This is a genomic window from Pseudomonas borbori (genome assembly GCF_900115555.1).
Taxonomy (GTDB): Bacteria; Pseudomonadota; Gammaproteobacteria; order Pseudomonadales; family Pseudomonadaceae; genus Aquipseudomonas; species Aquipseudomonas borbori.
The window spans coordinates 74,012-94,297 of the sequence record NZ_FOWX01000008.1; the positions used below are offsets into that span (position 1 = coordinate 74,012).

General features: G+C 61.1%; 15 protein-coding genes, 1 other RNA gene and 1 pseudogene. 7 read left to right on the top strand and 10 right to left on the bottom strand.

Annotated elements, in window-relative coordinates; genetic code table 11:
- Position 1: 1 nt before the first annotated feature.
- Entirely contained in the window at positions 2-1,030 is a 1,029-nt protein-coding gene (locus BM315_RS07905; protein WP_090499583.1) for a tetratricopeptide repeat protein, read from the top strand.
- Positions 1,031-1,163: 133 nt separating this feature from the next.
- Here the strand turns inward: BM315_RS07905 and BM315_RS07910 are convergent, their stop codons facing one another.
- A complete protein-coding gene (locus BM315_RS07910; protein ID WP_090499584.1) occupies positions 1,164-1,442 on the bottom strand; it encodes an HU family DNA-binding protein in 279 nt (92 codons plus the stop codon).
- A gap of 291 nt (positions 1,443-1,733) precedes the next feature.
- On the opposite strand from BM315_RS07910, the gene ffs reads away from it, so the two are divergent.
- Positions 1,734-1,830: signal recognition particle sRNA small type (gene ffs / locus BM315_RS07915), an RNA gene on the top strand.
- 310 nt (positions 1,831-2,140) lie between these two features.
- Here the strand turns inward: ffs and BM315_RS07920 are convergent.
- Together BM315_RS07920 and BM315_RS07925 are read right to left on the bottom strand one after the other, a co-directional pair.
- A complete protein-coding gene (locus BM315_RS07920; RefSeq protein ID WP_090499586.1) occupies positions 2,141-2,428 on the bottom strand; it encodes a DUF3509 domain-containing protein in 288 nt (95 codons plus the stop codon).
- A gap of 58 nt (positions 2,429-2,486) precedes the next feature.
- Positions 2,487-2,708 carry a hypothetical protein gene (locus BM315_RS07925; RefSeq protein WP_090499588.1) on the bottom strand — a complete coding sequence of 74 codons (222 nt, stop codon included), beginning with the start codon at positions 2,706-2,708 and terminating at the stop codon, positions 2,487-2,489.
- Between the two features lie 586 nt (positions 2,709-3,294).
- Here BM315_RS07925 and dnaX point away from each other — a divergent pair.
- From dnaX to BM315_RS07945, 4 genes and pseudogenes are all read left to right on the top strand, one after another.
- Entirely contained in the window at positions 3,295-5,340 is a 2,046-nt protein-coding gene (gene dnaX / locus BM315_RS07930) for a DNA polymerase III subunit gamma/tau (protein ID WP_090499590.1), read from the top strand.
- A gap of 18 nt (positions 5,341-5,358) precedes the next feature.
- The gene (locus tag BM315_RS07935; protein WP_090385942.1) at positions 5,359-5,685 is read left to right on the top strand and encodes a YbaB/EbfC family nucleoid-associated protein; all 327 of its coding nucleotides are present in this window, start codon (positions 5,359-5,361) and stop codon (positions 5,683-5,685) included.
- Positions 5,686-5,874: 189 nt separating this feature from the next.
- Positions 5,875-6,474, top strand: coding sequence for a recombination mediator RecR (gene recR / locus BM315_RS07940; protein WP_090499592.1), 600 nt, complete (start codon positions 5,875-5,877; stop codon positions 6,472-6,474).
- A gap of 465 nt (positions 6,475-6,939) precedes the next feature.
- A pseudogene (locus BM315_RS07945) lies at positions 6,940-7,773 on the top strand (acyl-CoA dehydrogenase family protein); the annotation flags it as partial.
- A 126-nt stretch (positions 7,774-7,899) separates the two neighbouring features.
- On the opposite strand, the gene BM315_RS07950 reads toward BM315_RS07945, so the two are convergent.
- From BM315_RS07950 to BM315_RS07980, 7 genes are all read right to left on the bottom strand, one after another.
- Entirely contained in the window at positions 7,900-8,112 is a 213-nt protein-coding gene (locus BM315_RS07950) for a cold-shock protein (RefSeq protein WP_069516724.1), read from the bottom strand.
- A gap of 489 nt (positions 8,113-8,601) precedes the next feature.
- Entirely contained in the window at positions 8,602-9,030 is a 429-nt protein-coding gene (locus BM315_RS07955; protein WP_090499594.1) for an organic hydroperoxide resistance protein, read from the bottom strand.
- Between the two features lie 515 nt (positions 9,031-9,545).
- A complete protein-coding gene (locus BM315_RS07960) occupies positions 9,546-9,995 on the bottom strand; it encodes a MarR family winged helix-turn-helix transcriptional regulator (RefSeq protein ID WP_090499596.1) in 450 nt (149 codons plus the stop codon).
- Between the two features lie 370 nt (positions 9,996-10,365).
- Positions 10,366-16,116: an EAL domain-containing protein gene (locus BM315_RS25295; protein ID WP_090499598.1), complete on the bottom strand. Its 5,751-nt coding sequence runs from the start codon at positions 16,114-16,116 to the stop codon at positions 10,366-10,368.
- Between the two features lie 43 nt (positions 16,117-16,159).
- Entirely contained in the window at positions 16,160-16,702 is a 543-nt protein-coding gene (locus BM315_RS07970) for a response regulator (RefSeq protein WP_090499600.1), read from the bottom strand.
- Positions 16,699-18,048, bottom strand: coding sequence for a response regulator c-di-GMP phosphodiesterase, NosR family (gene nosR, locus BM315_RS07975; protein ID WP_090499602.1), 1,350 nt, complete (start codon positions 18,046-18,048; stop codon positions 16,699-16,701). The genes BM315_RS07970 and nosR overlap by 4 nt, the downstream gene beginning before the upstream one ends.
- Positions 18,041-19,333, bottom strand: a complete 1,293-nt coding sequence (locus BM315_RS07980; protein ID WP_090499604.1) for an ATP-binding protein — start codon at positions 19,331-19,333, stop codon at positions 18,041-18,043. Before BM315_RS07980 ends, nosR begins: the two co-directional genes overlap by 8 nt.
- 158 nt (positions 19,334-19,491) lie before the next feature.
- Between BM315_RS07980 and BM315_RS07985 the strand changes: the two genes are divergently transcribed.
- Positions 19,492-20,190 (top strand): DUF6901 family protein, encoded by a 699-nt coding sequence (locus tag BM315_RS07985; RefSeq protein WP_244527270.1) that lies wholly within the window; start codon positions 19,492-19,494, stop codon positions 20,188-20,190.
- Positions 20,191-20,286: the final 96 nt, after the last annotated feature.

The following is a 20,286-nucleotide window of genomic DNA, read 5'->3' on the forward strand; positions in this document are numbered from 1 at the left end:
GATGAAAAGGATCAGTCTGCTGTTGGCCATGACGGCCGTGTTGTCAGGATGTCAGACCATGGGGCCGGAGCCGGAACTCGATACCCGCTCGGTTTATCGCGGCGACAATTCGTTGTTGCACAAGGTACGCAAACAGGCCAGTTCGGCCGATCAGGCCATGCAGATGGCCGCGATTTCCTACCAGGCCGGCGACCTGGATCAGTCGCTGTATCAGTATCTGCGGGCCATCGAACTGGAGCCGGAACGCTACGAGGCGATGCTCTGGATCGGGCGCATCCACCGCGAACGCGGTAATACTCAGCTCGCCGAGATGGCCTTCGGCGATGTGCTGGCGAACGCGCCGGACAATCCCGACGCCCTGGCGGAGATGGGCATGCTGCAACTGGCCAAACGTGATCACGAGGCCGCGCAGGCGTTGCTGTTCAAGGCGGTGGCGCTGGATCAACGGCGCCTGGGCAACGAGCAGGGCGACGGCCCGCCCGACGTGGCCGCGCTCAAGGTGGACAACCAGTCGCCGCTCAAGGTCTACAACGCCCTTGGCGTACTCGCCGACTTGAGCAACGACTTCCCGCTGTCCGAAGCCTATTACCGTTTGGCCATGCTGATCGAGCCGCGCTCGGTGCTGGTGCAGAACAGCCTGGGCTACTCCTACTACCTGGCCGGGAAATGGCCCGAGGCCGAACATACCTATAAGCGTGGCATCAGCTACGACGCCAGCTACAAGCCGCTATGGCGCAATTACGGGCTGTTGCTGGCGCGCATGGAGCGGTACGAGGAGGCGCTTTCCGCCTTCGAACAGATCGGCAAACGTGCCGAGGCCAGCAACGATGTCGGCTACATCTGCCTGGTGGAAGGCAAGCTGGATGCCGCCGAACAGTTCTTCCGCAGCGCCATCGAGCAATCCCCCGCGCATTACGACATGGCCTGGGAAAACCTCAACCGGGTTCAGCAGATCCGCCGCATCCGCCAGGTGGGCGGCAATCCCGGCTCTGTGGCGGTCGCCCCGCTGGAAGAGCCGATGGTGCAGTGAGCGTCCTGCAATGCTTTTGTAGGATGGTTGAGCGCAGCGATACCCATCGGCGTCGTTGATGGGTTACGCGGCGCGCAGGGGTGCGCGCTGTGCTTGAGTCTTGTGCTCCGCGCCGCTAACCCATCCTACGGACTCAGTTGACCGCGTCGGTCAGGGCTTTGGCCGGGACGTATTTGACTACTTTCTTCGCTGCGATTTCGATTGCCTTGCCGGTTTGCGGGTTGCGGCCGGTGCGGGCCGGGCGATCGCTGATTTTCAACTTGCCGATGCCGGGAAGGGTGATTTCGCTGCCGTTTTCCAGGGCATCGCTGACGATCTCGCTGAGTTGTTCGAGTGCCGCACGCACGGTGGTCTTGGGGGCGTCGATGGCTTCGGCGATATCGCTGATCAGTTGGTCTTTGGTCATGGCCATGTTGTTGCTCCTTGGAATGAGAGGATGGTGCTGAAAATGTCTCGCGCAGAGTACTGCGGTTTTGCCCCGCTGGCATTGCCTCAGGACAGGTTTCGGATGCTTGAGTCCAATACCACGGAAACTCCATGCCAGTATCGTGCAAGGGGTGAGACGTCGGCACCCTCTCATTCTGCTTTACGACACCTCACCTGCGCGGCCTCTCAGGTCTATGTGCTTGAAACAGTTGTAAGTTCAAGGCAAGCCGGTACAATGGCCCCGCTCGCTGCAAGGCGGGTAGCGTTATGGTGGCCCTGCCGGTCCCCCCGCAACGATCAGCCGTGAACCCGGTCAGGCCTGGAAGGGAGCAGCCGCAGCGGTGACATTGTGTGCCGGGGTGTGGCTGGTGGGGTCGCCTCCATCTTCAAACCCGTTCGGGTTGTCTGTTAATCCTTATCCGTTTATCTGCTTGCCTTTAACGAGGTACGTCCGTTTGCCTGCTTGAATGGCGTGAGAGCTGCAAAGGCTACCGCCCATGCAGTAGCGGGCTTTTGTAGCGCGGGCCGCCATCCTGCGGTGGCATCTCCGTGTCTCGGGACGAGATACGTGGCATGGGGAGAGTCGCTAAGGTTCTCCGCACTGGGCAATCAAAAAATGCCGCTCACCGGGGTTGAGTGAGCGACATTAGGCTTTGCCGGGGAGCCTTTGCTGTTTAAGTCGCTTCAGTCGACTTGGTAGCTGAGTACGCTGTTCTGTTCTTTCAGTGCTTTGCGCATTTCTGCGGGAATGTTGCCGGAGCGAACGGCCAGTTCCAGGCGAATATCTTCGAGGCTTTGCGCAAAGGCTTGCGGATCATCACGCTGGGCGGCGCTGAGGACTCGGCTGTAAGCGGTGGCGTCGGCGGCGTCGAGCAGGGAGAGGACAATGCCTCCATCCGGGCGACGCGGGCCGAAAGTGACGCGCAAAGGCGCAAACAACTCTTCGACGAACTGGCGATTAATGCTATCCATGACCGTACTCCATCCTGAGGTTGGTTGTTTGTGACCTCGGTGGGGTGGCGAAGTTCGCTCAGGCCGTCAGCGACTGACGTGCGCGTTCTATTACCTGTGGCAAGGATTCGCTGCTGTACTGCTCGGGGTACAGGCGCTGGGTATGCTGGGCAATACCGGCCTGATTGACGATAGTGAAGCTGAAGTTGCCCTTGCGGCTTGCAAGGATGCGGCAATCGAATGGCGCAAAAGCGTTGGATAGGGTGCGAATGGCATCCTGAATTTGGTGTTGAGTGTTCATTTTTTGGGTGTTTCCTAAAACTGCGGGCGCGTCATTGCGCTAAATAAAGCTCCAAGCTTTCGACTTTCTGGGTCGAAGGAATGAATCTGATCGGAGCGGGACTGCGCGCATAAGTTCAGTGTTGACTAGTGCTTATGCGGGTCGGTACTTCGGAGGCAGGCTGAGTCAGTGCTTGCGCAAGACGGCCTGATCAGTCAGCAGGTTGGGTCTGGTAAGGAACTGTGCGGCATCGCTTGATAGGGCGCTGCGTTCGTTACCTGGAATCCATCGAGGGGGCCGGAAGGCCTGATTGACTTACAGCGTGGTACTAACGGGCCGGATGGTAACTGTTTGATTAAACTTTAGCCAGCTGAATCTGCGACGGGCACGGATTAATACCCAGGCGGAGCCAACTGGCTGTATCCCTGCATTCTGGCGATCCGCGAGCAGTCGCCAACGATCGCCAGCAAGCTGGTGCTTTGCACTGCACGGGCTGAGTCGATGCCATGATTATTGTCAGGCAGCGCCGAGCCGAGCATCGGATGCAATTTAGCCCATGCTCCGTTACGATTAGCCCACTTTTGCTTTCATCTCGCGACGGTTTTAGATGAGTTATCAGGTTCTTGCACGTAAGTGGCGTCCGCGCTCGTTCCGCGAAATGGTCGGCCAGGCCCATGTGCTCAAGGCGCTGATCAATGCCCTCGACAGTCAGCGCCTGCATCACGCGTACCTGTTTACCGGTACCCGTGGGGTCGGCAAGACCACCATTGCGCGAATCATTGCCAAGTGCCTGAACTGCGAAAGCGGGATCAGTTCGACGCCGTGCGGGGTTTGCTCTATCTGCAAGGAGATCGACGAGGGGCGCTTCGTCGATCTGATCGAGGTCGATGCTGCCAGTCGCACCAAGGTCGAAGATACTCGCGAGCTGTTGGATAACGTGCAGTACTCGCCGAGCCGTGGGCGTTTCAAGGTCTACCTGATCGACGAAGTGCACATGCTGTCTTCGCACTCGTTCAACGCCTTGCTCAAAACCCTGGAAGAGCCGCCGCCGCACGTCAAATTCCTGCTGGCAACCACCGATCCGCAGAAGCTGCCGATGACTATCTTGTCGCGCTGCCTGCAGTTCTCCCTGAAGAACATGCCGCCGGAACGGGTGGTCGAGCATTTGACCCATGTGCTGGGGGCGGAAAATATTCCGTTTGAAGAGGATGCGCTCTGGTTGCTCGGCCGTGCGGCCGATGGCTCGATGCGCGATGCCATGAGCCTGACCGATCAGGCGATTGCTTTCGGTGAAGGCAAGGTGCTGGCGGCCGATGTGCGGGCGATGCTCGGCACCCTCGATCACGGCCAGGTGTACGGCGTGTTGCATGCTTTGCTCGAGGGCGATGCGCGTGGCCTGATCGAAGCTGTGCGTCATCTGGCAGAGCAGGGGCCTGACTGGAATGGTGTGCTGGCGGAGATTCTCAATGTCCTGCACCGCGTGGCCATCGCCCAGGCGCTGCCGGACGCGGTCGACAATGGTCAGGGCGACCGCGACCGGGTGCTGGCGCTGGCCGAGGTGTTGCCTGCCGAAGATGTGCAGTTTTATTACCAGATGGGCTTGATCGGCCGGCGCGATCTGTCGTTGGCGCCGGATCCGCGTAGCGGCTTCGAGATGGTGCTGTTGCGCATGCTGGCGTTTCGGCCTGCCGATGCAGGCGATGGGCCGAGGGTGGCGCTAAAGCCGCTAGGGATTAGCCAGGCCACAGCTGATCCCCGTCCCAACCCGGTGGCCGGCACGGCTGTGACTGTGTCGGCTGTGACTGCTGCCGTGGTTGAGGTTAAACCCGAGCCTGAGCCTGTGGTTGCTGCGCCAGCGGCTGTCGCGCCCGTGCTGCTCGAATCGCCGTCGAGGGCCGAGCCGGAAGCTGTAGCTGAGGCACCTGCTGCGCTGCCGGTGGCGTCGGTCGCTGACGTCCCCCGGGTCTTGGTGCAGCCGGCACCGGTAGCCGCGGTCACCAATCTGCCCTGGGAAGAGCAGGCGCATCCGCTTGAGGCCGGCGCCCCGCAGGCTGAGCCGCTGCCTGTGCAAGCGCCGACAGCGGCGCCGCCGCTCGGCAGTGCGCCGCAGGTCGATGCGGACGTCGATAGCGACGACGAGCCGCCGCCAGGCGATTACGATTATGTGGAGATGGATGCGCAGACGCTCGACTACGATTTTGATGCGGTTCAGTCTGCCGAGCCGGACCCGCTGCCGGCAGCCAAGCCGGCGACCGGCCTGGCTGCCGAGTGGCTCGAGCTGTTTCCCAAGCTTGGCCTGTCCGGCATGACCGGCAGCATCGGCGCCAACTGCACGCTGATGGCGGTCGAGGGCGACAACTGGTTGCTGCATCTCGATCCTGGGCACAGTGCGCTGTTCAACGCGAACCAGCAGCGTCGTTTGAATGATGCCCTGAATCAGTACCATGGACGCGAGCTGAACCTGCAGATCGAGTTGTGCATGCCCGAGCAGGAAACTCCGGCGCAGGCAGCGGCACGCAAGCGTGCCAATCGTCAGCGCGAAGCCGAGGAGTCAATTCACGGCGACCCGTTGGTGCAGCAAATGATTGAGCAGTTCGCCGCGGTTATCCGCGCGGACAGCATCGAACCAGTAGATACTCAAGTTAACCCCTGATTACCGAGGACTAGCACCATGATGAAAGGTGGCATGGCCGGCCTGATGAAGCAGGCCCAGCAGATGCAAGAGAAAATGCAGAAGATGCAGGAAGAGTTGGCGAACGCCGAGGTGACCGGTCAATCCGGTGCCGGCCTGGTCAGCGTGGTTATGACCGGTCGGCATGACGTCAAGCGTGTGAGCCTGGACGACAGCCTGATGCAGGAAGACAAGGAAATCCTCGAAGACCTGATTGCGGCGGCGGTGAACGATGCGGTGCGCAAGGTCGAGCAGAACAGCCAGGACAAAATGTCCGGTATGACCGCGGGTATGCAATTGCCCCCCGGCTTCAAAATGCCATTCTAGTTCGGGCGTCCAGCCAGCGCACATGACTGCGTTGCAAGCAGGCACGGGCATCCTCATTTACAGCCAGTAAACTCCGCTGCCCGCGCCTGCTTGCGCCTTGTCCTGCACACCGTCTGACCACCCCTGGCAGCGGAGTTGATCCCCAGGTCAAAAGCTTGCATAACACTCCTGTAGCCAACGAGTACTCCCATGAGCTTCAGCCCATTGATCCGCCAATTGATCGATTCTTTGCGCATCCTGCCGGGGGTGGGGCAGAAGACTGCCCAGCGCATGGCGTTGCAGATGCTCGAGCGTGATCGCGGAGGGGCGTTGCGCCTGGCGCAGGCGCTGACCCGGGCAATGGAAGGGGTGGGGCATTGCAAGCAGTGCCGTAGCCTGAGCGAGGACGAGGTCTGTCAGTTGTGTCTCGATCCGCGCCGCGACGACAGCTTGCTGTGTGTGGTGGAGGGACCGATGGATGTCTACGCAGTGGAACAGACCGGTTTCCGCGGGCGCTATTTCGTGCTCAAGGGCCATCTATCCCCGCTCGACGGCCTGGGACCCGAGGCCATAGGCATTCCTGATTTGTTGGCGCGCATCGAGGCGGGAAATTTCAGCGAAGTGATCCTCGCCACCAACCCCACGGTGGAAGGCGAAGCAACGGCCCATTACATTGCCCAGTTGCTGGCTAACAAGGGCCTGATCGCGTCGCGTATCGCCCACGGCATGCCGCTCGGTGGTGAGCTTGAGCTGGTCGATGGCGGAACCCTGGCGCATTCGATTGCCGGGCGGCGACCGATTCAGCTGTGAGGCGCTCTGGCGCTGGCGCTCCATTTCAGTCCCATAGCCGAAGGCAATCCGCGAATTTTGATGGAGGCGACAAAGCGCGCCGCTCATGCGATAGCAGGGCTTTTGTAGGATGGCGTTGAGCGCAGCGATACCCATCGGCAATTCGATCTCTGCGTGGTAACCCCGATCAGGACGCTCTGCGTCCGCTGTACTGAGATGCGGAGTGTCTCGGCCTGCATGCCCACGCGGACGGTTCGACGCCTCGACGTGGGAACGATCAAGCCGCGCTTGCTGGTCCGCTGGCACCTGTAGGGGCGGCCGGGCGGCGTTCCGCTTCAGCCGCGAAGCTTTTGCTGTGTACCGAAGAGTCCGGCGAGACTGTATGTGGTGGGCTGAAGCCCACCCTACGGTGACAAGCTCTGCGTCGTGCTGGGTGCGGCTTTATCGCCTTCGCGTATGGCGCAATCCCTATTTTGTAAACCAGGCAAGTGCGAGCGCATAGTGCCCCAGGTGCTTGCAGGCGAGAGGATCATGGCTTTGGCGGTGACCGAGCCCTCAGGTGGCTCCGATGTGGCCAATCTGAAGACCCGCGCGGTGCGTGACGGTGATTTCTATCGAGTGACCGGTAGCAAGACCTTTATCACCAGTGGCATCCGTGCCGACTACTACACGGTGGCGGTGCGGACCGGTGGCGACGGTTTCGCTGGCATCAGTCTGTTGCTGGTGGAGAAGGGCGCGCCCGGTTTTAGCGTCGGTCGCAAGCTGAAGAAGATGGGCTGGTGGGCATCGGATACCGCCGAGCTGTTCTTCGACGACTGCAGGGTGCCGGTGTCGAACCTGATCGGTGCCGAGAACATGGGCTTTGCCGGCATCATGGCCAACTTCCAGAGCGAGCGATTGTCCCTGGCGATCATGGCCAATATGACGGCGCAGCTGGCTTTCGAGGAAGCGATGAAGTGGGCGCAGCGGCGTGAGGCGTTCGGCAAGCCTATTGGCAAGTTCCAGGTGCTCAAGCACCGCCTGGCAGAGATGGCTACCCAGTTGGAGGTCTCCCGCGAGTTCACCTGCCGTCAGGCGGCGAAGATGGCGGCGAAGATGGCGGCGGGCAAGAGTGTGATAAAGGAGATCTCCATGGCGAAGAACTTCGCCACCGACATGGCCGATCGTCTGACCTACGATGCGCTGCAGATCATGGGGGGAATGGGGTATATGCGAGAAAGCCTGGTGGAGCGTCTGTACCGCGATAATCGGATTCTGTCGATTGGCGGCGGCTCGCGCGAGATCATGAACGAGATCATCAGCAAGCAGATGGGCTTGTAGGGTGGGATTTGGTTCTTCACGGGCGCCGGGTCATCCTGAGCGTCTTTTTGCACAGGGGGCCTCAAGAGTGAGCACAAAAAAACAAGCCCCGCTTGTGCGGGGCTCGTCTTGAACAGGACAGGAAGCTTAAGCTACCTGTACCTCTTCAGCTTGCATACCTTTCTGGCCACGGGCGGCCACGTAGGTAACGGTTTGGCCTTCTTTCAGGCTCTTGAAACCGTCGCTCTGGATCGCTTTGAAGTGGACGAACAGATCATCGCCGCCGTTAGTCGGGGTAATGAAGCCGAAGCCCTTTTCATCGTTAAACCATTTGACGGTGCCAGTTTCGCGGTTAGCCATGATGTATCTCTTATGAATCGATGCGGATTGCAGTACTAGAAATACCCCAGCAGGGTGATGAACGCAATGATTTTTCGGCATTGAGTGGCTTTGACGGGAAATTAACTCTGTCCGATTGGACTGTTGCATGTGGATTTTTCAGGCGCTTTATAGTTTTTTTGCTGCTTGTTACTGGTTTTTACCTGTATATCGGCGAAGTTGCAGGGTGCGTGGCCAGTCGGGCCGTCTCGGATGTGCTGGAATCATAAACGGCGCTATTCCGAACGCCGACGCACCTCTTGGCAGCCCTGTCCGATGATGCCGGACGCAGTTTCTTGAGCTGTACCCGCGGTTCATCCTGGTCTTTCGGTTCAGGCAGGGTTGGATCTCGGTCAGCGGGCTTCTGCTGCTGTAACGCCACGCACTTGACCGACAAACCTTGCTGATTTTCTAGCGGACGCCCGATGGATCGGTCGCTGATTGTGCAGCGACCGCAGGGGCTGGTTGAGGTCAGTCGACCAGGGTCAAGGTGACGTCGATGTTGCCGCGGGTGGCGTTTGAATAGGGGCAAACGATGTGCGCGCGCTCGATCAGTGTCTGTGCTTGCTCGCGATCCATGCCTGGCAGGCTGATGCGCAGCTCGACTTCGATGCCGAAACCGTTGGGGATGGCGCCGATGCCGACCACGCCTTCGATCGAGGCATCGCTGGGAATCGCCAGCTTGTCGCGACCGGCGACGTATTTCATCGCGCCGATGAAGCAGGCCGAATAACCGGCGGCGAACAGTTGCTCGGGGTTGGTGCCCTGGCCGCCGGCACCGCCGAGCTCCTGCGGAGTGGACAGGGCGACGTCGAGCACGCCGTCGGAGGAGATGGCACGACCGTCGCGGCCGCCGGTGGCTTCTGCGTAGGCGCGGTAGGCAATGGTTTCAATCGACATGCTGGTAATCCTCTGAAGCTGTTGGGTTTGGTTGATGCGGTTGTTGCATTCGGCTCGCCGGGAACGACAGTTTTTCAGTTTGTTGTGCTAATGGTTTGTGCGCTAATTAATATGATGGGTAGAACAATAGCGAGCAATAATATTGCGCGCAATATATTTATTTGAGTATTTCGCGATAAGAACAAATAATTTTGGAATAAATGGCGGCTTTGGTTGTGAGATCAGGGCAGGGGCTGATGCATGCCGAGGCGGAATGTTAAGCGATCACCCTGGCAGCCCTGAGGGCTGCATTCGCCGCGGGGCGCGCCTCCTTCAGGGGATTGTGGTGTTGGCTGCTTTTGTGGGAGGGCCGCCCCGGCGCGATGCTTTTGTTTGTTGGGCGGACGTTGTCCGCCAATCGCCGCGGGGCGCGCCTCCTTCATAGACCTGGGTATGCCGCAAGCCTGCCGGCGACCTCGGGATGGGGGTGAGGACAAATGTCGAGAACGGGCGCGTGACGACGTTGTGGCGCAGGCTCAGACTGCCTGTCGCAGGTTGTTGCGCAGGGCTACCAGTTCTTCTTTGAGTGTCGCCAGTCGATCGAGCGATTGTTGGCTGGCCTCGAGGATGCACGCGGGGATGGTTCTGGCCTGTTCGCGCAGGGCGCGGCCTGTATCGGTGAGGAACAGTTCGACCACGCGTTCGTCGGTGCTGCTGCGAATACGCTTGAGCAGGCCTTCGGCTTCCAGGCGTTTGAGCAACGGGGTGAGGGAGCCGGGGTCGGTGAGCAGGCGTGCACTGATCTCGCCGACGGTAATGCCGTCGCCTTGCCAGAGCACCAGCATGGCCAGGTACTGTGGGTAGGTCAGGCCCAGCTCCTGCAGCAAGGGTTTGTACACCTTGGTCATCAGCAGCGAGGTTGAATACAGGGCGAAGCACAGTTGATTGTCGAGCAGCAGCTCGGTGCAAGTGTCTTGCGTGGCCATCAGGTTCTCCGGCGGCAAGGAAGGAATGGCGATAATTTATCGCGCTAACTAACGTTATGCCAACTGAATGGGCGCTGAAAAAAACGCCCGTCAGCTGTGAGGGCGGATGAATAAGCTCTCGCCTACTGCGACCGCCCGCTGCTGGCCGTAGGGCGGCTTGGCGGCGATCCGTTCGCAGCGCCACCGGAACTGCCAGGATAGGTGCCATGGCGATAAGCCTGCCCGAGTGACAGGGGTCGCCAAAGCGCCCGCTGCGGCGTTGCGCCCGTCGACAGCAGTCGGCATGCCGCTGCCGGCATTGCGTTGTGGTATGCGCCGCCAAGCAGGGGCGTCGTCAAGCGATGCGCGAGTGCGACAGCCGATTGGCCCTTCACTTCTGCTCGGTGGCGTCGCTGCCGGTGGTTATCTCTTCTTTGTGCGTGGCCAGGTTGAAGTGCTGGAACGCCTGGGCGACGGTGGCCCGCAGTTGGGCATCGTCCCAGGGTTTGGTGAGGAATTTGTAGATGGCGCCCTGATTGATCGCCTCGGTCACCGATGTCAGGTCGGTGTAACCGGACAGCACGATGCGGATGGTGTCCGGGTAGAGATCCTTGACCCGGCTGAAGAACGCGGTGCCGTTCATTTCCGGCATGCGCTGATCGGAGAGAATGACCTGCACCTCGTGCTTGGCCAGCAGGGCGAAGGCGTCTTGTGCCCGGTTGGCGGTAAGGACGTGATAGCCGTCGCGCCGCAGCACCCGGGTGAGGGCGCGGAGAATATTTTCTTCGTCATCGAGCAGTAACAGCGTCTGCGTGCTGCTATTGGCAGTATTGCCTGGTGCTGGCAAGGCAAGCTTGGCGCGCTGTTGCAGCAGGTAATGTTGCAGCGTTGCCAGCGGTATAGGCTTGGCGAAGTAGTAGCCCTGGAATTCATCGCAGTGGCTTTTCTTCAGGAAGGCGACCTGCGATTCGGTTTCCACCCCTTCGGCGATCACCTTGAGTTTCAGGTGATGGGCCATGGAAATGATGCCTTGGGTGATCGCCGCATCGTGTCGGTCGCTGATCACGTCCTGGATGAAGGAGCGGTCGATCTTGACCTTGTCGATGGGCAGGCGCTTGAGGTAGTTGAGGCTGGAGAAGCCGGTGCCGAAGTCGTCGATGGCGATGCGCACGCCCAGGTCTTTCAGGGCGTGCAGGGTGAAGATGGCTCGCTCGGCATTTGCCAGCAACACGGTTTCGGTGATTTCCAGTTCCAGCAGTTCGGCCGGCAACTGGGCCTCGGTGAGGCTGCTGCGCACGAACTCGACGAAGTTGGCGCGCTGGAACTGCACTGGCGAAATATTCACGGCCATCACTGCATCATTGAAGCCTTGATCGAGCAGCAGGCGGGCATCGCGGCAGGCGGTTTTGAGTACCCATTCGCTGAGCGGGATGATCTGTCCGGTGTCCTCGGCGATGGGCACGAATTGCGCTGGCGAAATGAAGCCCTGCTCGGCGTGTTGCCAGCGCAACAGCGCCTCGTAACCGATCACCCGACCACTGCGGCTGTCGATCTGTGGCTGATAGTAGAGTTCGAGGGCTTCGGCTTCGATGGCTTTTTGCAATTCGTTGCGCAGGGTCACTCGCTCGCTGACCTTCAGATTGAGGTCCTCGGTGTACCACTGATAGTTGTTGCGGCCTTGTTGCTTGGCTTTGTACATGGCCAGATCGGCCTGCTGGATCAGTTGCATCGGCTGTTCGATGCTGCCGTCGCTGAGGGTGATGCCGATACTCGCGGTGATGTGCAGGTCGACGCCGCCGATCGTGTAGGGCCGCGCGATGCTCTCCATGATCCGCTCCGTGACCAGCAGCACGTCCTCTTCGCGCGCCAGGTCCGGGAGGATGACGATGAACTCGTCGCCGCCAAGACGCGCCACTGTGTCGCCCGGGCGGACCTGCTGGTTCATGCGCCGCGCCACTTCGACCAGGATCAGGTCGCCGGCACTGTGACCCATGCTGTCGTTGATCGGTTTGAAACCGTCCAGGTCGATGAACATGACTGCCAGGCTGCGCTTGTAGCGGCGGCTGATCTGGCAGCCCTGGCTCAGGCGATCCTCCAGCAACGAGCGGTTGGGCAGGCCGGTGAGCACGTCGTGGCTGGCGTTGTAGGCCAATTCGGATTCGAAGCGCTTCTGCTCGGAAATATCGTTCTGCACGCCGATGAAGTGGGTGATCTCGCCCTCCTCATCAGGCACCGGGGCGATATACAGATCGTTCCAGAATGGCGTGCCGTCCTTGCGGAAGTTGCGCAGCACCACGTGGGAGTCGCGCTGTTCTGCCAGGCTCTGGCGAATTTCGGCGATGCCTGCCTGTTCGTGCTCGTTACCCTGGAGAAAGCGGCAATTGCGCCCGATGGCTTCTGCTGCACTGTAGCCGGTGATGCGTTCGAAGGCCGGGTTGACGTAGATGATCGGCTGGTCAGCGGCCAGCGCATCGCAGATCAGGGCACCGTTGTAACTGGCCTCCAGGCTGCGTTTGAGTAGGCGCAGTTGCTTGTCCGCCTCCTTTTGCGCGGTGATGTCGCGGAAGGCGACCACCCAGCCTTGTGGGCCATCGTCATCGACCAGGGGAGCGCTGTCGTAGGCGATATAGCGCTCGCCCTGAGGCGTCAGCGATAGCCTGACTTCGCCGTGGTAGCTGATGGTGCGTTCGTTATGTTCGCGGTCGTTGAGCGCGAGCGGCAGGTAGCTCGCCAGTGCCTGGCCGAGCAGCACCTGCGCCGGTTGGCCGAGCAGTTCGGCGGCGGTCGGGTTGACGAAGCTCAGCTGGCCTTGGCGATCCACTGCAAGCAGGCCCTCGGCGATGCTGTTGGTGATCGCCGAAGTGAACTCCAGCTGGGCTTTCAGGCGCCGTTCGCCGGTGATCACCGCTTGCATCAGACGGTTGTTCTCCAGTACCGCGACGGCCATCTGGGCAAATTGTTGGGCAATCGCCAGGTCGTCCGAGTCGAATTCACCGGCGTATTTGTCCGATAACTGCAGCAGGCCGAAATGGGCACCGCGGTGGTCGCGCAGGGGCACGGCAAGCAGGCCGCGCATGGGCGGGTGGCGATGGTCGGCACTGCCCATGTCGGGCCAGTCGGGGTGCTTTTCCAGTTCTTCCTGGGTCAGCAGAAGCGCTTGATTGGTCTCGCCAGTCAGGGTGCGGATGGCGCTGTCGTCGGACGGGGTGGGAGCGTCCTGCCAGGCGGCGTATTTATCCGAGAGTGAGACGGCGTTGATCGACTGTGCCCAGTTGCCGCCGCGGTTCAGGCTCATGGCGGACTGGTGTGCGCCGAGCAGCAGGCGCAGGCGTTCGCTCATGTAGTCCAGCAGCGCTTGGGTACCCATGATGCTGTTGAGGTTGACGGCGGTTTCACTCAGGCCGCGCAGCAGTTCGGCCTGGTGTTCGGAGTGCTGCAATGCTTCGCGCAGGGCGCGGGTCATACTGTTGCGCTCGCCGATGTCCTTGGCGATGGCGAACACCCCGACGATCTGTTCGTCGATGATGATCGGCAGGTTGGTGATGTCCACTTCCAGCAGTTGGCCGTCGCTGTTGCGGCAGCGAACTTCGTGGCTTTGGCTGTCGCCGCTGCTGGCGGAATCGATGTAGTCCTGGATCAGTGCCAGGTCTTCGTTGTGTACCAGCATGGACATGTGCTGTCCGAGCAGTTGCGCTTCGCTGTAGCCGGATAACTGGCAGCCTGCCTGGTTCATGCTTTCGAAGTTGCCGTTCAGGTCGAACGAGAACACCGGGTTGGGGTTGAAGGTGAACAGCGAGCGGTAGCGCTGTTCGCTGGCCTGCAGGCGCAGGCGGTCATGCTGGCGTTCGATGGCGATGGCGGCCAGTTGGCCGACGGTGGCCAACAGTTGCAGGTGGTCGTCGTCCGGGCTGCCGGGTTGCTGGCTGTAGATGGCGAAGGTGCCGAGTACATCGCCATGGTGGGAGATCAGCGGGATCGACCAGCAGGCCCGCAGGCCATGTTGCAAGGCCAGTTCACGGTACTCGTGCCAGAGCGGGTCGTTGTCGATGTCTTCGACGATGACCAATTGGCGGCGATACACGGCCGTGCCACAGGAGCCGACATTGGGGCCGATGGCGAGACCATGCACTGCCTGGTTGAAGCTGTCTGGCAGGCTCGGCGTAGCGCCGTGGATCAGGTGCTTCTGCTGTTTATCGACCAGCAGCACCGAGCACAGGGTACCGGGCGCCTGAGATTCGGCCAGCAGGCAGATGGTTTTGAGAATCTCCGCGAGCGGTTGGTCGGTGGAAATCATGCTGAGGATGTCGCGCTGATCCTCGGCGTAGGCTTCGTTGTATACCAGGCGGGTGACGTTGTGGGCGACGGCAAACAGGGTGCGGTCGCTCTGCGACCAGCCTGCGGACCAGAGCAGGTGCACCGTGCTGCCATCCTTGCGTCGGTAGCTGTTGCGAAAGCCGTGGTGGAATTCGCCCGCCATGATGGCTGCAACCGTGTCCCGGGTGCGTTCACGGTCTTCATCTGCGATGAATTGCAGGTAGGGCTGGCCAATCAGCTCTTCTGGCGCATAGCCAAGTACTGCGCTGGCGGACGGGCTGAGTTGGGTGAAGCGGCCCTGCTCGTCGATGGAACAGAGCACGTCCATGGAGTGGTCCATGATCCGTTGGTTGAGGGCCTGTAGTTCGGCCTGGCGGCGTAGGCTCTGCTCAAGCTCTGAATGGCCCCTTTGCAGGCGCTGGGAGTGCTCGATGGCCAGGTGGGCCAGGCGCTGGCTGATCATGATGGCGAGGCTGAAGGCCAGGCCGAACAGCATCACTATGCTGGGCAAATGGTTGGGGGTCAGGTAGGTCGTGCTGGCGCCTTGATAGCTGATCAGGCGCCAGTTGTTGGCATTCGGTCCGAGCATCTTGCTGGTCCCGGTCTCGCCGGGCAGGTGGCTGTTTTTGTCGAACAGCAAGTGCTCGCCCTGGTAGACCCGTGCGCCGTTGCTGTGCGGTTCACTACCCAGGCCTTCCTCCAGGGTGCGGGCCAGATCCAGGCTGGTTACCAGTGTCCAGTCAGGGTTGTTCGGCAAGCTCAGGCGGATCGCCATCAGCCCCTGTGGCCGGTCGGCTAGGCTATACGCCTCGCTCATGTGCGGTTTGCCGTCGGGGAGGATGCGCTCTAGCCAGGTGCGCGGGCTGGCTTGGTCGAGCAGGGTGGTCAGTTGTGCGGTTGCGGCGTGGCTGCGGCCAAGCAGCCGTTGTGGGCGCAGTTGCTCATCGAGCAGGGCAATCACCTCGATGTCGGCAAAATCGCGCAAGTAGCTGCGGCTCTCTTGTTGCCATTGGGCGTGAGTGGGCAGTTGCCCATTCACCGCCCAATGCTCGGCCGTGCGCTGGATCAGCGAGAGGCGGTTATTGAGGGTGCCAATGATCGAGTTCTGTTGTGTGGCTAGCAGCAGTTCGCTTTGCCGGGTATCCGACGCGATGTTCTGCAGGCTCAACTGGTACCAGACGCCGCAGGTAATGAGGGCGCCGAATGCGCCGGTCAGGATGCTGTTGCGGTCGAGCAGGTGGTTACGCTGCGCTGGCAGTCGATTGAGGCACAGCAGCGCAAGACCCATGGACAGGCCGAACAGATTGGCTGGGCGGCTGATGCTGGCATTGTATCCCAGGCGCCAGTCGGCGAGTTCTGGAAGCCAGTATGACAGCAGCGACAGACCGGTCAGCGCCAGTGTCGCAACGCCCAGCGTATGGCTCAGGCGTTTGCCGCTGGCGCTCCACTGGCTGCTGAGCAGGCCAATGGCGAGCAGGCAGAACAGCAGGGCCAGCGGGTTGCGCATGCGCTGGTAACCGCTGAGCAGCGATTGGCCAGACTCAGGACCGCCGCTCAGCAGGTTGTGTGTCAGGCTGTAGAGCGCCAATCCGAGCAGCAGGCTGAGTGACAATTTGATCAGGCGGGGTTGTCGCTGCGTGCAACCCAGGAGCCCGAGACCGAGCAACAGGCCTGCCAGGGCGCTGTCCGGCAGGAGCACGACCCGGGCGGTGCCGGGCTGCCACCAGAACAGGTAATCCAGCAGGCTGATGCCGCTCAGGACCAGAATGGTGAAGGCCAGGATATGCAGAAATGCCTGGTAAATCACGTGGCGGGTCTCGATGTCCATCCTCGCGTCCTTATCGATCTGCGCCGGGCGGCGCGGATGATCATCAGTTGGCTTGTGCGTCGTCCAACTCGTCGATCAGCACCGAGCCATCGCTGTCGCGGTGTACCCGGGTAAGGCCCGGGTGTTCGACCTCCAGGCGCAGCAATTCCTCCTGCTGGCGCTCGAGGGCGCTTTGTTGCTGGCGTACCTGCATCAGCAGGCGCTGGTTTTCGTCGCGCAGGAGAAACAGGTCGATGGCGCCGCGCAACGCGGCTTCGACCTCGAAGTCTTCCCAGGGTTTGGAGATGAAGCGGTAGACCTCGGCCTGGTTGATCGCCAGCATCATCGCTTGGCGGTCGCAATGGCCGGTCAGCAGTATGCGCATGGCATTGGGCTGGCGCTGCTTGGCGAATTGCAGGTAGGTGACGCCGTCCAGGTGCGGCATCTTGAAGTCGGAAACGATCACCGCGTATTCATGCTCGGTCAGTGCGTCCAGGGCTTCCTGCACGTCACTGAAGGCGTGCACTTCCCAGTCGTGAGGACGCAGTACCCGCTGCAGTGCCTTGAGGATCTGCGGTTCGTCGTCCAGTAGTTGGATTTTGATCATGGCGTCGTCTCCGTAGCGAACGTGGCATCCTCGGCGGTGCGGACAAACAGGGTGTAGTGGCCACTTTCACTGGCTTCGAAGGCGATCAGTTTGTCGATCAGAAGAGCGGTCAGCGGCTTGCCCTCATTGAGCAGCAGCATGCCATTGTCGGCATGCAGGTTGCGGGCGAGCACCATGCCCGGCTCCAGGCGGCGGGTATCCAGGGCGAGAATGCTCGGGTCGGCCAGGGTGATGTCCGGCGCCAGTTCGGTGCAGAGGCTGATGAATTGCTCGCACAACTGCGGATCGTAGAGGCGCCCGCTGTATTTGTTGATCAGCAACAGGGCTTCATCGCGGTTCAGCCTGCGCTCGAGAATGCTGCCGCGCTGCAATTCGATGAAGTCCACGGCCAGTTTCAGCAGGCGGGAACCGAAGGGCGTGGCTTCGCCCTTGAGGTGATCGGGGAAGCCGCTGCCGTCCCAGCGCTCCTGGTGATGGCGGATGATTCGGGCCGCATCCTGCAGCGGCTCCAGGGTCATCAGCAGGCTCTCGCCCTGAACCGGGTACTGCCGGTAGCGCTCGCGCTCCTGCTTGTAGAGCAGATCGGAAGGGCGGCCGAGCAGTTGATCGTCCCAGGTCAGCTTGCCGATGTTGTAGAGCGCGGCGGCCATGGTCAGGTCGCGGCTGGGGGCGGCGTCGAGGCCGTGCAATTCGGCATAGGCACGAACCAGGGCAATGACCTGGGTGTTGGTCTGCTTGTCCTTGGGGATGCGTTGGTTGACCAGGCTGGAGAACACCTCGGTCGCCGTCACATAGCTGCGCTTGAGCTCTTCGTAAGCCAGGTCGAGCATGTCGGCGGTCTGCTCCAGCTCCGCGGTGCGCGCCATGACCCGCTGTTCCAGGGTTTCGTTGAGTTCCTGCAGGCGCTGGTTCTGTGCCTGGCTGAGCGCTTCCAGGCGCAGCCGCTCGCGTTCCGAGTGCTGGTAGGCCAGGGCCTGGCGCATGGTCAGGCGCAGCTCGTCGTCATCCCAGGGCTTGCTGATATAGCGGTAGATCTGCCCCTGGTTGATGGCGCGAATGGTGGTGCCGATGTCGGCGTAGCCGGTGAGCAGGATGCGCATGGTCTCGGGCCAGTGCTTCTGCACCTCGGCCAGTAGGGTCGCGCCGTCCATGCCCGGCATGCGGGCGTCGGAAATCACCAGGTCGACCGGCTGGCTGCGCAGTATTTCCAGGGCCTGCTCGCCGCCGGTGGCGATCTGCACGCTATAGGCTTCGCCCCTGAGCACTCGGCGCAGGCTGCTGAGGATGTTTTCTTCGTCATCCACCAGCAGCACGCTGGCGATGGTAGCGGTACTCGATTCATTCATTGTGGCCGGCGTCCTCCTGGGTCTGTTGGGCTGGCTGCCGGGTCGGCAGCCAGACGCGAAAGCGTGTGCCTTGGCCGGGGGTGCTGAAGACCTCGATGCGGCCACTGTGCTTGCGCACGATGTTGTACGACAGCGACAAGCCGAGACCTGTGCCTTTGCCCACTGGCTTGGTGGTGAAGAACGGCTCGTAGATACGGTTGAGCAAGTGCGGCGCGATGCCTTGGCCGGTATCCTCCACTTCCAGCCAGACCCAGTCGTTTTCGTGCCCGCTGCGCAGGGTGATGCGGCCGAACTGTTCGATGGCGTGGGCGGCGTTGACCAGCAGGTTCATCATCACCTGGTTGATTTGCGAGGGCATGCACTCCACCGCAGGCAGCTGGCCGTATTCCTTGATCACTTCGGCCTTGTACTTGAGCTCGTTATTGACCACGTTGAGGGTGGTGTCGAGGCCGCGATGCAGGTCGGCGAGGCGGAATTCATCCTCTTCGAAATGGGAAAAATCCTTGAGCGCGGCGATGATCTTCTTGACCCGCTCGATGCCATCCTCGGATTCACCGATCAATGCCTCGACATCGTTGCGGATGTAGTCGTACTCCAGGCTGCGCTTGAGCTGGCGCAACTCGTCGAGGCTGGCTGCGCCATCCACCGCGTCGATGATGCGCAGTAGGTCATGGACGTAGCCGGCGAGGGTCTGCAGGTTGGAGAACACATAACCGATCGGGTTGTTGATCTCATGCGCCACGCCAGCGGCGAGCTGGCCGATGGCGGCGAGTTTTTCCGACTGCATGAGCTGGGCATTGGCTTTTTCCAGCTTGGCGATCAGCAGTTCCTGCTCGACCTGCTTGCTGCTCAAGGTATGCAGGGCCGCATCCAGCTGTTTGTTGTCGCGGGCGAGTTCGCTGCTGTCGTACAGCAGCAAGCCCAATAGCGGCTGGTCAGCGCTGCTCTTGAAAGGAAACAGCAGGGTACTTTGCAACCTCAACGGAGCCGGCTCCCCGGACCTGTCGAATGGCAGCCGAATCAGGTAGGGGGGCTCGTGCCACTCGGTGTAGACGTGTTCGCCATGGTCGCGGGCCAAGGCCAGCATCTTGCTCAGACAGGGGGTGTCGGCTTCAGGAAAGGTGAGGGTTAGCGGCTGTTGCCGTGCCTGCTCGAGCATCTTGCCGCTACACTGGCTAACGAAGTCGTTCCAGTACTGAATGCGCAGCTCGGAATCGAGGACGATCACGCCGATTTCGATGTGCTCAACAAGGGCAGAGGCCAATTCACGTTGGCGGCTATCCATGGCGACCTCCGCTTGGCGATCAGGTGCGGGTTGTTTGCGCTACCTGGACCTTGCCTTGAAATTAGGATTGTTAGCTTTATTTTGACGTCGAAATTATGGCTACGCAGCACCTTCGCTGCCACACTTATTTTCAATAACCCCGCCACTCAGGTTAGCCCATGGCGCAGTCAGCAACGGATGATTCGATCATCCAGTATCACTTCGAGTTTGCCGATGGCCGTAGCTGGCAGCATAAGGTCGATTTGGCGGCGCTGCCCGGCACGCCGGAGACCGCTCCTCCAGGCTGGGCGCGTCTCGGCTTCCAGCAATGCGGGCATTGTCCGCTGCGTGGCGCGGATACACCCTACTGCCCCTTCGCCGTTGCATTGGTGAAGCCGGTCGAGGTGTTGGCACAGATGCCGTCCTATGAGGAGGTGGCTGTACGGGTGCTATGGCGGGGGCGGGATATTCGTCAACGGACCTCGTTGCAGCGTGCTTTCGGTTCGCTGCTTGGCGTGCTTGGGGCGGCCTCGGGTTGTCCGCACACACGGCAACTCAAGGCCATGGCCTGGTTTCACCTGCCGTTCAGCGGCACCGACGAAACCCTGTACCGGGTGTTCGGCACCTACTTGCTCGGGCAGTACCTGCGCCAGCAGCGGGGCCTGAGTGCGGACTGGTCGCTGAGCGACTTGCGTGAGGTGTACCGCAACTTGCGCCTGGTCAATCTGGGTATGACTGCACGCCTGCGCGCCGCGGCTGGCGAAGATTCGGGGCCCAACGGCATGATCCTGCTCGACTTGCTGGCGGCCGACACCCTGTATTTCCTGGACCAGTACGAGGGCGAGCTGGATCGCTTCTTCGAGACGTTTTTCGAGTAGGTCGAAGTCCTGGTGCATCCCACTAGGGTGTGCCGCGCGCGCCAGGGCGTAGCCCGGATGAAATCCGGGAGCGGTTGGCAGGCGTCAGATTTCCCC